The organism is Chitinophaga sp. H8, from assembly GCF_040567655.1.
GTDB lineage: Bacteria > Bacteroidota > Bacteroidia > Chitinophagales > Chitinophagaceae > Chitinophaga > Chitinophaga defluvii.
Genome location: NZ_JBEXAC010000002.1, coordinates 2887911 through 2901226, shown reverse-complemented (window position 1 = coordinate 2901226; position 13316 = coordinate 2887911). Strand labels below are relative to the sequence as shown.

At 44.6% G+C, this 13316-nt stretch carries 10 protein-coding genes; all 10 read right to left on the bottom strand.

The annotated features are described in order from the left end of the window. Window positions 1-53: 53 nt before the first annotated feature. The 10 genes from hisB to ABR189_RS25530 all read right to left on the bottom strand — a co-directional run bounded on the left by hisB (window position 54) and on the right by ABR189_RS25530 (window position 13316). Window positions 54-1190, bottom strand: a complete 1137-nt coding sequence (gene hisB, locus ABR189_RS25575; RefSeq protein ID WP_354663331.1) for a bifunctional histidinol-phosphatase/imidazoleglycerol-phosphate dehydratase HisB — start codon at window positions 1188-1190, stop codon at window positions 54-56. Between the two features lie 13 nt (window positions 1191-1203). Continuing rightward, window positions 1204-1410, bottom strand: coding sequence for a hypothetical protein (locus ABR189_RS25570; protein WP_354663330.1), 207 nt, complete (start codon window positions 1408-1410; stop codon window positions 1204-1206). An 18-nt stretch (window positions 1411-1428) separates the two neighbouring features. Further along, entirely contained in the window at window positions 1429-2481 is a 1053-nt protein-coding gene (hisC, locus tag ABR189_RS25565; RefSeq protein WP_354663329.1) for a histidinol-phosphate transaminase, read from the bottom strand. Between the two features lie 103 nt (window positions 2482-2584). Then, window positions 2585-3859, bottom strand: a complete 1275-nt coding sequence (hisD, locus tag ABR189_RS25560) for a histidinol dehydrogenase (protein ID WP_354663328.1) — start codon at window positions 3857-3859, stop codon at window positions 2585-2587. A gap of 75 nt (window positions 3860-3934) precedes the next feature. Then, window positions 3935-4789 carry an ATP phosphoribosyltransferase gene (gene hisG, locus ABR189_RS25555; RefSeq protein ID WP_354663327.1) on the bottom strand — a complete coding sequence of 285 codons (855 nt, stop codon included), beginning with the start codon at window positions 4787-4789 and terminating at the stop codon, window positions 3935-3937. 296 nt (window positions 4790-5085) lie between these two features. Beyond that, window positions 5086-7362 carry a beta-glucosidase BglX gene (bglX, locus tag ABR189_RS25550; protein WP_354663326.1) on the bottom strand — a complete coding sequence of 759 codons (2277 nt, stop codon included), beginning with the start codon at window positions 7360-7362 and terminating at the stop codon, window positions 5086-5088. A gap of 130 nt (window positions 7363-7492) precedes the next feature. Beyond that, complete coding sequence (locus ABR189_RS25545; protein ID WP_354663325.1) at window positions 7493-8737, bottom strand: PepSY-associated TM helix domain-containing protein; 1245 nt, start codon at window positions 8735-8737, stop codon at window positions 7493-7495. Between the two features lie 297 nt (window positions 8738-9034). Further along, entirely contained in the window at window positions 9035-10117 is a 1083-nt protein-coding gene (locus ABR189_RS25540) for a glycoside hydrolase family 76 protein (protein WP_354663324.1), read from the bottom strand. A 78-nt stretch (window positions 10118-10195) separates the two neighbouring features. Beyond that, entirely contained in the window at window positions 10196-11857 is a 1662-nt protein-coding gene (locus ABR189_RS25535) for a hypothetical protein (protein ID WP_354663323.1), read from the bottom strand. Window positions 11858-12002: 145 nt separating this feature from the next. After that, on the bottom strand, window positions 12003-13316 hold the full coding sequence (locus tag ABR189_RS25530) for a RagB/SusD family nutrient uptake outer membrane protein (RefSeq protein ID WP_354663322.1): 1314 nt from the start codon (window positions 13314-13316) through the stop codon (window positions 12003-12005).

Sequence of the window (13316 nt, the reverse complement as noted above, 5' to 3'; positions counted from 1 at the left end):
AAAAGCTGATCAGGTAATACTGATCAGCTTTTTGTTTTCTATATACAATTATATTAAAGCACGCCTTTGGTACTGGGCAATTGCATATGCATAGGATCTCTGCGCACCGCCATTTTAATAGCTTTGGCAAAAACCTTGAAGATGGCTTCTATTTTATGATGTTCATTCTGGCCGGTAGCCTGGATATTCAGGTTGCATTTGGCGGCATCGGAAAATGATTTAAAGAAATGGTAAAACATTTCTGTAGGCATTTCCCCTATTTTCTCCCGGTTGAAGGTAGCCTCCCAAACAATCCAGTTACGTCCGCCAAAATCAATGGCAGCCTGTGCCAAACAGTCATCCATAGGCAGGCAGAAACCGTAGCGTTCCATACCTCTCTTATCTGCCAGCCCCAAAGCCATTGCTTCGCCCAGTGTAATACCCACATCTTCTATAGTATGATGCTCATCAATATGCAGATCTCCCTTAGCTTTGATCGTCAGATCAATACCCCCATGACGGGCAATCTGATCCAGCATATGATCAAAAAAACCAAGACCGGTATCAATATCCGCCTTGCCGGTACCATCCAGGTTCAGTGATACAACAATATCCGTTTCCTTCGTTTTGCGTGTATGTGTTACCGTACGCAATCCCAGCTTCAGGAATTCATATATTTTGGCCCAGTCGGTAGACTCCAGCGCAATTACCGGCCGGAGCGCCGCAGCGTCATCTTTTATTTCTGTATTTCCCAATCCTGTACCTTCATTGATCCATATTGCTTTTGCACCCAGGTTCTTAGCCAGCTGCACATCTGTAATACGGTCCCCTATTACAAAAGAATTGGCGAGGTCATAATCGGGAGAGAAGTACTTTGTTAGCATCCCTGTACCTGGTTTGCGCGTAGGCGCATTATCAGCAGGAAAGCTACGGTCGATGAATACCTCTTTAAAAACCACGCCCTCATTCTCAAACGCCCTGATTATGAATTCCTGTGCCGGCCAGAAAGTATCTTCCGGAAAAGCAGCAGTACCCAACCCATCCTGGTTGGTTACCATCACCAGTTCGTAATCAAGTTCCGCAGCTATTTTAGCCATATAGGTAAAAGCTTTCGGATAAAATTCTACTTTTTCCAGGCTATCAATCTGATAAGTAGGAGGTACTTCTTTAATCAGGGTACCATCACGATCTATAAAGAGAACACGCTTCATTCAATTATTATTTTTAGTTGTGATCTTCCTTTTTACGAAATAAACCAAATACAGTTAATGCTGCAATAGTTAAAAACCCTACTACCAGGAGTGAAATGATATTTTCACTGGTCAGTGCCTGTTTACGTATCCCGAAATTAATCAGTGCACCGAACAACAACCAGATCACGTAGCCGATAACAAAGAGTTTATAATTAATACTTAACAAAAACTTTTTCATATTAAAGGTGGATGGTTTTTAAGATAATACCAATTGTTGCATTGCTGACAGCAATTCGATATTTTCGGTTGGTGTGCCTACCGTTATACGCAGGCATCCTGCGCACAGCTCTACTTTGGAGCGGTCACGTACAATAATCCCCTGCTCCACCAGTTGATTGTATATTCCTTTGGCATCCGTGGTTTTCACCAGGATGAAGTTCGCATCACTGGGATATACTTTTACTACCTGTGGCAATTGCGCAAATCCGGCAGCCAGTTTATCTCTTTCAATCACAATTTCCCGGATCCATTCATTTACACTGCTGATATTATCCAGTGCCTGCAAGGCCAGTTCCTGGGCGGCCTGATTAATGTTGTAAGGTGGTTTTACCTTATTGATAACATTAATAATCTCTTCGCTGGCAAATGCCATCCCTACACGCAGGGCGGCTAATCCCCAGGCTTTTGACAGGGTTTGTAATACTACCAGGTTAGGATACTCTGTTAATTCCTGGATAAATGTTTTCTGACGGGCAAAGTTGATATACGCTTCATCAATAACCACGATGCCATCAAAATTATTCAGCAGCATCTCGATATCTTCCCGGTGAATGGAATTACCGGTAGGGTTATTGGGGGAGCAGATAAAGATCATTTTAGTGTGCTCATCAATGGCCTGCTGCAAAGGAGGGAAATCCAGCTGAAAATCAGGAGTAAGGCTCACCTTGCGGATCACCACATCATTGATATTGGCACTTACCTCATACATGCCATAAGTAGGCGGACATAAGATCACATTATCCACCCCTGGATTACAAAAGGCACGGTACAATACATCAATCGCTTCATCACTGCCATTCCCTAAAAATATGTTTTGCGGCGGCACTCCCTTTATTTCAGCCAGTTTATATTTTAGTTTCCACTGCATAGGATCCGGGTAACGGTTATAAGCCACCGGTAACGGAGACCCGAAACTATTTTCATTGGCATCCAGGTAAATGCTTGCCTCTCCCTTAAATTCATCCCGGGCAGAGGAATAAGGCACCAGTCGTTTAATATTTTCGCGTAGTAAATTATCTAAGTTAAACATGCACGTTTGGTTTAATAAGCCGCAGGCATTGCGCCGCAGGCCATGAGCGATGTATTTTCAGCAGATATATAACGCAGCTTTGTCTGCAGCACTATCTATCCGGTTATTTCAATCGGATGGTCACGGCATTTTTATGCGCATCCAGCCCTTCTGCCGCTGCCATGATCTCAATAGTACTGCCTATCTGTGCCAGTCCTTCGCGGGTAATCCGCTGAAAGGTGATCTTTTTCACAAAACTATCCAAGGATACACCACTGTATGCCTTAGCATATCCATTGGTGGGTAGTGTATGATTGGTACCAGAGGCATAATCACCCGCACTTTCCGGCGTATAATTGCCCAGGAATACAGAGCCGGCATTAGTAATACTATCCGCGATGTTAATATCATCTTTACACGCCACGATTAAGTGCTCCGGTGCATAAGTATTCAACAGGGCTGTGGCAGTCGTCATGTTATCAACAAGGATCAGTTTGCTATTTGCCAGTGCCTTTGCCGCCAGCTCCTTACGTGGCAATAGTGCCAGCTGAGCAGCTACTTCTTTTTCAACAGCTGTGATCACCGTAGCAGAGGTCGTAATCAGGATCACCTGACTATCAGCGCCATGTTCTGCCTGCGATAACAAATCGGCGGCAACGAAAGCCGGCTCGCAGCTATCATCTGCCAATACCGCCACTTCAGAAGGGCCGGCCGGCATGTCTATCGCTACGCCTGCTTTATTGATCAGCTGTTTGGCACAGGTAACATACTGATTGCCCGGCCCAAAAATCTTATATACCTGGGGCACCGTTTCCGTTCCATAGGCCATTGCTGCTATAGCCTGTACCCCTCCAATCTTAAATACTTTATTAACACCTACCAGCTGAGCGGCATATAAAATGGCGGGATGCACCTGCCCTGCGGCATTGGAAGGAGTACATAGTATCACTTCCTTACATCCGGCTATCGCTGCAGGAATACCCAGCATGAGGATAGTGGAAAACAAAGGGGCTGATCCTCCAGGGATATATAATCCCACTTTATCGATCGCCACGGCGCGGCGCCAGCATTCTACCCCTGGCATCGTAGCAATCACTTTACTTTGTTCCTGCTGTGCACGGTGAAATGTAGTGATATTTTCTGCTGCCTGCTGGATAGCCCTCTTTAAAGCCGGATCCAGTGAAGCTGCGGCAGCTTCAAACTCAGCCGGTGCCGCAATAAAATCCGTTAGTGCTACTTTATCAAACTGCTGTGCATATTTACGTACAGCAGCATCCCCATTTTGTTGTACATCCTGCAAAATACCGGTAACCGTGTTTTCCAGCGCAGTAGTATCCATTGCCGGACGCCGGAGTATTTCCTGCCACGTACCTTTATCAGGATATTGAATTGTTTGCATAGTGCAAAGTGAATTACAATTGATCAATTACTAGTAAAAAAGCGAATGCCTGTTTTAAACATTCTCCGCAGCACATCAGATGACCATCTTTTCAATAGGTACTACCAGGATCCCTTGTGCTCCGGCAGCCTTCAGGCTTTCAATAATATCCCAGAAATCATTTTCATTCAGTACAGAATGTACAGAACTCCAGCCTTCTTCAGCTAATGGTAGTACGGTAGGGCTTTTCATACCCGGTAATAAACTGATGATCTCTTTCAGGTTATTATTAGGGGCATTTAATAAGATGTATTTATTGTTCTTTGCTTTTCTTACCGCCTGTATGCGGAATAACAGTTTCTGCAACAACAGTTGCTGTGCCTCCTGCAATCCTTCATTCGCAATCAATACTGCTTCTGACTTCAATACCGTTTCCACTTCTTTCAACCCATTCATGAACAAGGTAGAACCGCTGCTTACCAGATCACAGATAGCCGCTGCCAATCCTATACCTGGTGCTATCTCAACAGATCCGCTGATTTCATGAATATCTGCGGTAACACCATTATTCTTCAAAAAATCTCCCAAAATAACCGGGTAGCTGGTAGCAATCTTCAGATTATGCAGATCCTTTACATTATTATAATCCATCGCCTTAGGTACGGCCATTGACAAGCGGCATTTGCCAAAGCCCAGCTTTTCTACTACACGCACCTGCTTCTTTTTTTCCAACACTACATTTTCGCCTACCACCCCAATATCAGCCACGCCGTCTTCTATGTATTGCGGAATATCATCATCACGGAGAAAAAATACTTCCAGCGGGAAGTTGGTAGCTTCTGTTTTCAGTTTATTCACACCATTGTTGATGTCAATACCGCATTCCTTCAACAGTTTGATGGAATCTTCGTGCAGGCGCCCGGACTTTTGAATAGCAATTTTCAGTTTCATGATTGAATTTTATACTCCCTTACCTGCCAGGATCAGGGGAAAATAAAAAAGGCCTACCGTTCCGGTAAGCCTCTGATAATGATCATTAATATATTTTAATACATAATATCATACCTGCCTACCGGTGTGGTAAGAATGATGGTGATGATGTGTATGTACGTTTGTATTCATAATATCGGGTACAAAAGTAATAACTATTGTGAAATAACAAAGCATTTTTTTAAAAGCGCCTCTTAATATCGCAAAAATGGCCAGTTATTCTCATTTCTGACCGCAACCTGGCTTTTTCTCCTGCCTCATTGCAAAGTAAAATCTGCCGACTGCACATCGCGGCTGTTGGTACCAACAAATACGGTAAAACTGCCAGGCTCGGTTGTCCAGTGCAATTCTTTGTCATAAAATTTCAGGTCGGCGGCGCCTAACTCAAAAACGATGTCCCTGCTTTCTCCTTTTTTGAGGAAAATTTTCTTAAATCCTTTTAATTCTTTCACGGGCCTGGTTATGCTCCCCTGATGATCCCGGATATATAGCTGCACCACTTCTTCTCCGTCATAGTTGCCTTCATTCGCAACCTTTACCATTATACGTAATTTGCTTGTTGAAGACAACTGTTTTTTATCCAGAGAAACAGGACTATAGGTAAACCTGGTATAGCTTAATCCGAAGCCAAAGGGGAACAACGGCTCATTGCTCACATCCAGATATTTGGAAGAGTATTTATTATTGGGATCTAATGGGCGGCCTGTATTTTTATAGTTATAATAAATGGGGATCTGCCCTACGTTCCGGGAAAAGGTCATTGTAATTTTTCCGGAAGGGTTATAGTCGCCAAACAGCACATCTGCGATAGCATCCCCTGCCGTTGTACCCAGGAACCAGGTTTCCAGGATAGCGGGAACATGTTCATTTTCCCATTCCAGGGTAAGGGGGCGGCCATTCATCAATACCAGCACCACGGGTTTTCCGGTAGCCATAATTGCCTTCAGCAGTGAACGCTGCCCCGGTGGAATACTGATATCCGACCGGCTCGCCGCTTCTCCGGTCATCCCTTGAGATTCTCCCAATGCCATCACCACTATATCCGCTTTCTTCGCCTGTTCTAATGCAGTGGCCAGCATTTGCGCACTATTCGCCGTATCGGATTGCTTTAGCTGCGGTTGCTGCCATGCTTTACTCAGCAGGTTGGCATCTGTAGTAATATGTCCTCCCGGCGCGTACAACACAGTAGCTCCCTGGCCCAATTTGTTTTTGATCCCCTCCAGCAGAGTCACCGCCCTGGCTGCATCCCCGGCAGCCGACCAGTTGCCTATCATATCCCGCTTGCTATCTGCCAGTGGCCCTATCACCGCTATAGTACCCTGCTTCTTTAATGGCAATAGCTGTCCTTCGTTTTTCAGTAATACAATAGAGCGCTGTGCTATTTCCCTTGCTGCCTGCAGATGTGCCGCCGACAGGATTACCTGCTGTGCCCTGGTGGTATCACAATACCTGAACGGATCACTGAAAAGCCCCAGGTTATACTTCGCCTCAAGCACGCGGTATACTGCTGCATCTATCTGCTGCAATGTTATTTTTTTATCCTGCAGCAACTGCTTTAGTTGGGTAACGTATATGCTTCCCTGCATATCCATATCCACCCCGGCATTCATTGCCAGTCCGCCAGCTTCATATTCATTTTTAGCCACCCCATGCGGAATCATTTCATTCATAGATGTGTAATCGGTTACCACAAAACCTTTGAATCCCCATTGTTTACGCAGCAAATCTGTCAGCAACCATCTGTTGCCCGTAGCGGGTATGCCATCTACTTCATTAAAAGCAGTCATCACCGTAGCTACTCCTGCATCAATAGCGGCTTTGTAGGGAGGCATATATACCTCAAACATCTGGTGCCGGCTCATATCTACGGTATTATAATCACGCCCGGCTTCCACTGCGCCATAGAGTGCAAAATGTTTTACACAGGCCAATATCGTATTGTTGGCAGACAGGTCCGTTCCCTGATAACCTTTCACCTTGGCTTTGGCTACCTGCACACCATACCAGGTATCTTCTCCCACGCCTTCTGCTACACGGCCCCAGCGGGGATCCCTGGCAATATCCACCATCGGGGAAAAAGTCCAGTGTAAACCATCCGCACTGGCTTCCTCTGCAGCAATACGGGCACTCTTCTCCAGCAGTGCCATATCCCAGGTACAAGCTTCTCCTAGCGGAATAGGGAAAATGGTCTTGTGTCCATGAATCACATCATAACCAAAAAGCAGGGGAATTTTTAACCTTGTTTTCATGGCAATCTCCTGCAACTGGCGCGTATAACGGGGAGTATAAGCATTAAAAATGGCCCCGCACAAACCAGATGCTATCTCTTTTTTATAGTCCTCCTTCATAAATGGACCGGTTACATCCATATCGCTGGTGAGCAGGTTTAGCTGGCCAATCTTTTCATCCAGTGTCATCTGTTTCATCAGCCGCTGAATGAATTGCTGCCGGGGTAGCTGCTGGGCAATCACGGGTAAAGCAGCCATATATAATCCCATGAGCCATAATCCTGTAATTACATGCGCTTTTTTCATAGTCGCTGTTTTTAAGGTTACATCCTGAAGTTACGAAGGTTTGGGGAACTGCCTTAAACGGACGAAGGAACTACAGCGGCATGTAGTTCCTTCGTTTACCAATTTATTTTGTTGTGTATCCGGATTGCTGCTAGTGGATGGCTACAGCAGGGACTTCATTTTTTGCGTTGGGGATGATAGGTACTTTGGCCGGCTGCTTCTTTTTCTTTCGTTTGCCCCACCAAACCAAAAAACCTGTCACTGGCAATGTAGCTCCGATCAGGCTGGCAAAAAAGGCCAGGAACTTACCTGGCAATCCCAGAATGCTGCCCACATGTATATCATAGTTCATACGCCTGAGTTTGGTTCCAAAAGATGCTTCTGCATAACTTTCTTCATATAGTTTATTCCCTTTCAATTCGGCCAGTGTATGCTGATCAAAAGCATAGCGCTGATTATTGTAATACTGGCCTTTACTTGGATAAACAATAATATTGATGATGGCTTTGGGACGTGCCGTATCCGGGAACGCGATATAAAAACCTTTGGCAGCAGCATGTTTGGCAGTTACCTTGTTCCATGCAAGATCGGCTGCCTGGGCAGGTGTGTAATGTTTATTGGCCTGCAGGGAATCCGATTTCAGTTCTACAAATTCCGGCAATGGCTTTCCTCCTGCTGTAACCCAGTAAAGTCCTTTGCTATACCATTCAATCCCCCATACCATACCTGTTAAGGCAATCATCAGCAGCAACAGTAAACTATAGAACCCGAACACATTATGCAGGTCATAATTCACACGCTTGAAGCTGGCGCCCCATTTAATCTTAAAGCTTTGCTGCCGGGTGTTTTTGTTCCACTTTTTGGGCCACCACAGCACTAGTCCGCTGATCAATGTAATCACACAAATCAGGGTACTGTAGTTAACAATAGGCCGGCCAATCTGATAAGGCAGCCAAAGGAAACGGTGGCCGTTTAATATCCATCTGAAAAAACTGGTCTCTCCTTCCTTACGTTCTATCTTACTGATCACTTCACCTGAGTACGGATTTATATGCAGCGTAGAGCCACCTTTTCTGCCCCCCATGCTTACTTCAATAGTTTTCCCCTGCTTATATATAGCATATCCGGGCCTTTTACCCGGGTATTCCTTTTCCACTACCGCCATGATCTGGGAGGGTTTAAGGATTGCTTTATGCTGGGGTGCTACATTTGTTTCCGGTTGCAGCAGGCCGGTAATTTCTTCATTAAATACCCATATACAACCGGTGATACAAATGATCACTACAATAATTCCGGAAATCAATCCCAGCCATAGATGCAACCATGCGGATATCCGGTAAAACAGAGAACGGGATCCGGGTTTCTTTTGCGATTTGTTTTTAGTGTTTGCAGCCATTATCAATTAAAAGATGCTGTGAAAATCAATATACCATTATGGCAATAGGAAGCCTGGCACGGGTACCCCATGCTGGTTTCATCAGTTTTTAAAGAATATATTATTTGTGTAACCTTACTATAAAAGGCAGATTAGTCAGGTATTTACAGCCAATAATACAGGTATCAAGCTAATGGCAAAAGTATTTCAATAGTATATCAATGGTTTACTATATCCGGAATTTATTAACGGATATATTTTTCCCAATTGGAGTAAATAACGGGATAATGATAAGGTGGCTGTTTTTTTACGATCCTACTATTGTATTTTTAGCCGGGCCAGCCGGGCATATATTTCCAGCATCCCTGCCTGCGCCAGCAGTTCTTTTTCCGGCTTACGTCCCACGAGGTGCTGTTCATTCCGCTCCTTTTCCCATACATGGTCCGCATACTCCTGCATGGCTTTCAGATATTTGTTGTTTTTATCTATCTGGTATAGTGCTTCATATCCTCTTAATAGTACCGCATTAAACCAGTAGGCGGTACCTAGTTTACCGGTTTTGATAAAATGATCATAGCTGCCTGCTGCTATCCGCTGTGCTTCCCGTAGATAGCGTTTTTCTTTTGTTAGGCGATACAGTTTTACATTAGCTTCCAGCATAGTACCCGTGTTATAGGTATACGTCGCCGAATCTATCCGGTGTTGCAAAGGTTTGATAGCATCCCAGTATACACCGTTTCCGGCCTGCAAATGCCGGTTGGTCCAGGTATACAGTAATAGTGCAGTATCCAGATACCCTTTTTGTTGGGTGGCTGCATACAGTTGCAGGGCCAGCAAAATACCAGGGCCATTGGAACAGGTGTTTTTGGTGGTAAGATCCTTTTCCCGCCAGTATAGCCCACCACCGGAAACAGTATCATACCCTGTCATCATAAAAGTGTAGATCATCCTGCCGCCATCCAGGTAAGCGGGTTGTTTATTACGACGGTAGGCATCCATATAAGCAATACCAATCCATTGATTATCGTCGTAATACCTATCTTCCTGCCTTTCCTTCATCACATAAGAAGCAAATCCAGGTGCAGGAGGAGCAGGATCATAGTACTGGTCAATCGCCTTTACTACAGGCGGCATATATGCCTGGGCAGGGTCCAGGGCCTCCATCTCATTGGCGGCCTGTATCATGGCACATAGTCCCCAAAGATCAGCATGCAGATTATGATTTTTGGCAGGCACATTGGTTTGAATAAACAGCTGTGTGCTGCTATTATATAAATGCTTATAAATAGCCTCCTGTAAGGCCTTTGCCCGCTGTTCATTGGTAACAGCCTGGGATTGTGCTTTTGTGTATGGTATCCACAACAAGAGGAATACCGGGAATAACAAGATATTTTTTTCCATCTTCCTGTATATCAGAACAGGAAGATGGAAAAAAATCCGCGTAAGTTTCTAAATAAATTATGGATGGGGTGAAAAGGGTTAGAATTTAATCCAGGCAACAAACGCCCTTTTACTATTGCCGTTATTTTCCAGCATAATGGTAGCAAAGGTTTTCTGGTCAGGACTTCTTGCCGATCCCTCCAGAATAACAAAGCGGGACACTTCTTTTTCACCTGGATCACCAAACAGATAGAATTTCTCTACCTGGTTATTTTTTTTCTGATAACAGATGGTATTGGTCCCACTCACAAAACGCATCGTCTTTTTACTTTTGGAGGTTTCTTTTCCCTCCGTATTTTTAACGTAGTCATTGAACAGCACATATTCAGCATCTCCACTGTGTACATATTCGTAAGAGAAGAAAGATTTATTACTGATTCCGGTGGTAAAAAATATGCTCCCTGTACGAAAAGACCATGCACCATGATTTTTACGGTATATATAGAGGGGCTCTACTATCCCCGTCACCTGTTGCTTTTTAGCTACCGCAAAGCCGCCAACTTCCTGTCCTAATTTATCATATCTGGAAATGCCAATATCTCCAAGGTCTGTGGTCGTACTGGAAGTATTACCGGAGCTCGTGGTAGTTTGAACGATCTCTTCCGACATCACCGTAATAGAATGGTCCGGGTTAATTACAAAATTTTGCGGAATGCCGGTGTAGGAATGCTTATATCCTAGTTTTTCCTGTGCATAGGAGGAGGCATAGGTATTTTCCAGGAAATGCTTATGTTTTACGGTAAGCTTTGCCGGATCAATAAAATGAAGCATCGTGGCATAGGTATTCCTCGCATTCTTTCCCTTAAGCTCCTTTATCCTTTCCACCGTTGTAAGCGTTAGCATTTGTACTGTTCTTTCGGTAGTATCATACTGGAGGGCCGCTTCCACATGACTGAAATCGTCTGTATAGTCCAATAGCTGGTGATCAAATTTAGTGGCCCCTTTATCCAGCCGGGAGATGATGATACGACTGTCTTTTCCCCCTGAAGTAGCGGTATTATATCCAAATGAGCTAATAAATACGAACTCATCCCGATGCACATACATTGCCAATGGATCTATATATTTATACGTACCATTGGGAGAATCATAAAAGGCACGGTTAATTTCCTGGTGGGTACCATCATAGTGCACTATTTCCAGACGTTTACTACGATCAGAGGAAAAACTATTTAAAACACAGATCGCATAATAATCCGATTCGGGATCTTTTTCCACCCTGATTTCCGGCATAGCCACCCCTCCGAAGAACATAGCATATCCTTTAAAGATGTTATACTTAAAGGACGCGGCCAGATTATCTTCCTGCTTTACCGCAGCTGTTTGAGGATCTATCACTATCCGTATAAGTGAAAGCCGTTTCTTTACCATCTGTACCAGGAATATCACTGCATTGCCGTTAATTTCATACAGGCCACCCAGTGTACCTTTTGCCAGATCATCCGCATCCCATTCTTTACCGGTGAGTATTTTAGTTCTCTTCTGTTTTCCGGTGCTGTCATAAACAGCTACCTTGATGCCTCCTTTAGGCATAAAGTGGAAGAACAGCGTATTGCCGTTTTTCATCATCAGCAGTCTGGTATTTCCATCTACTGGTTCTGCAAAAGATTTGCTCAGTTTTACTTCAGGGCCGGGGCCAGCTGCACTTAACAGGCCGGGTATGGCACAGATAAGGCTAACAAATAAGAGTATTGCTTTCATATTGGCATAAGGGATTAAAAATATCCTGCAAATATAAATAACAAAGTATATAAAATACTAACGGCCCACAATAAAAGCCCGAGAGGCCGGGTAAGCAGCAACCTGCTTTTACCCGACCTCTTTTGAGTCTTATTCCTACTTCCCCCTAGTTCCCTACTTCTGCCAATGGTAAAGGCAGCTGAGGCCATACATCATCATTGGGCCTGTCAATGGGCAGTGTAGCCAGCCGGTTATATCTTCTCATATCTACCCAGCGATGTCCTTCCCCATAAAGGGAGAACCGTCGTTGCGTCAACATTTCCGTGATTAATGGGGCCTGATCCAACGCCCCTCCGTATGGTGCCAGGTTATGAGCTTTCCGGATCCTGTCTATAGCCGTTTTGCCATCAGGCAACTGGTTCAACTGTATTTTCGCTTCCGCATAAATTAGAATCAGTTCTTCATTGCGGATAATTGCGGCAGGAGCAGTTTCTGAGCGATAGATCCAGAAATCCCGGTCACTGGTAAGCCCATCTTTTGTAGCCGGATCATCTCTCAGGGCAGTTTTGTCAATACGGTCATCCCCCGGCGCTATTTGCGCCGCATAGGATGGATGTGCCAGTCTGATATCTCCGGATTCATTACGCTCATAAAATGCAGGGTTGGTGATATCGTGCGCCGCAGTGGAAAAGATATGATAGGCACCAGTATTCAAATCGCCTGCCAGGTCCAGGAATGATCCCTGCAGGTCAGTCAGTGCTTCTGCCCACTGCTTGCGGTATATGGCTACACGTGCCGCCAATGCATAATTAAACTTCGTAAATCCGGCGATATCTTTGAAGCCGGTAAACCCGTCGGATAACTCAAACAGGAATTCCCCATCTGCCAGATCCTCCCTGGCCGCTTTCAGCATGGCAGCTATATCTGTAAGTGCCTGTTCTTCTTTCACAATAGGACCTAATTTGCGGAAGTCCTTCACATCTGTTCTGATACCATTGGCATACGTTAGGTTCAGATTCAGCAACAACTGATAAGCAATGATGGTTTTGGCGAAACCATAATATCCCTTCTTCTGCTTTTCATTGGTAATGTAGGTAGAGTTTTGCGTACCTTCTATGAGCAGATAGGCATTCCTTACCACATTATATCTGTACAGCCAGCTATTATTGGCATAAAAGGAAGTATTGTCCAGCTGAGAGTTGCCGGCACCCATCATCTCCTGAGTATAGCGTGGCTCGGAAGCCGCAAAACGATAAATCTCCCGGCCAAAAATGCCGGTGATCTCCGTATAAAAATCCAGCCCTTTACGCATACCGGATTCTGTACCAACTACCAGGTTGTTCAGCTCATTTACGGTTGGATTTTTAATGATCTCATCCATAGTAGGAGCATTGGGATTAAGTATGGGCTCATTCTTACAAGCACCAAGCAGACAGGCGGTGAGCACCAGCAAAAGCATCATATTTATGTTCGGTTTCAT